Origin of the sequence: Arcobacter sp. LA11 (assembly GCF_001895145.1) — a bacterium.
Lineage (GTDB): Bacteria > Campylobacterota > Campylobacteria > Campylobacterales > Arcobacteraceae > Halarcobacter.
On sequence record NZ_BDIR01000035.1, the window covers coordinates 1 to 884 of the forward strand.

The 884-nt window shown below is 25.0% G+C and carries 1 protein-coding gene; it reads left to right on the plus strand.

The features are described from left to right. A partial coding sequence (locus BT997_RS15290; RefSeq protein ID WP_143145225.1) for a tetratricopeptide repeat protein occupies nt 1-640 on the plus strand: 640 nt, incomplete at its 5' end. Between the last annotated feature and the right edge of the window lie 244 nt (nt 641-884).

Genomic DNA, 884 nt, shown 5'->3' on the forward strand with positions numbered 1-884 from the left:
TCATACTTATAGAATGAAAGGTGACTTAGAAAAAGCAAGAGAGACTTATCTAAAACTTGCGGTTGAAAGAAAAGATCCTCAAGGGTATAAAAATCTTGGAGTATTTTATAGTAAGAAAAATAAATATAGAGATTTAGAGAAATCAAAAGAATACTTTTTAAAATGTGCGGAGCTTGGTAAATTAAAGTGTTATGCATCAATAGCAGCAGTATATGAAGAAGATGAGAAAGATTATGAAAATGCAATAAAGTGGGGAGAAATAGGTTTTAAAGCAGGAAGTAAAAATTCAGTAGAAAGACTTGGATTCTTGTATCATGATTTAAAAGATTATGATAAGGCAATATATTGGTATAAAAGAGGTTATTACAAACTTGATTGTATAAATTGTGCTTTTAATTTAGGAGTAATGTATGAAGATGATTTAAATGATTATAAAAATGCTTTAAAATGGTATAAGATTCTTCATGATAGAAAAGAAAGTGATGGAACACAAAGAATTGGATATTTATACGAAAAGCGTTTAAAAGATTATAAAAATGCAGAAATTTGGTTTAAAAAAGCTTTAGGTACTAAAAAAAATGATAAAAGAGCAAAAAGAGGATTAAAAAGACTAAAGAAATTAGGAGTTTTAAGTGAATAATTCTTCTAAAAAAGGTGCTGTATATTTTCAATCTAATGCATCTTTACATTTATCTAAGTATAAAACAAAAGGAAATAATATATGAAAACATTAAAAATATTAATAATATTTATAATAACAATACTAATAACATCTTGTACACAAGCAAAACAAGAGAATATAAAAGTAATAAAAACAAACTATAATATAGAAACTTGTAAGAAAGAGACTTACACACAAAAAGATTTAAAAGAGTATCAAAACC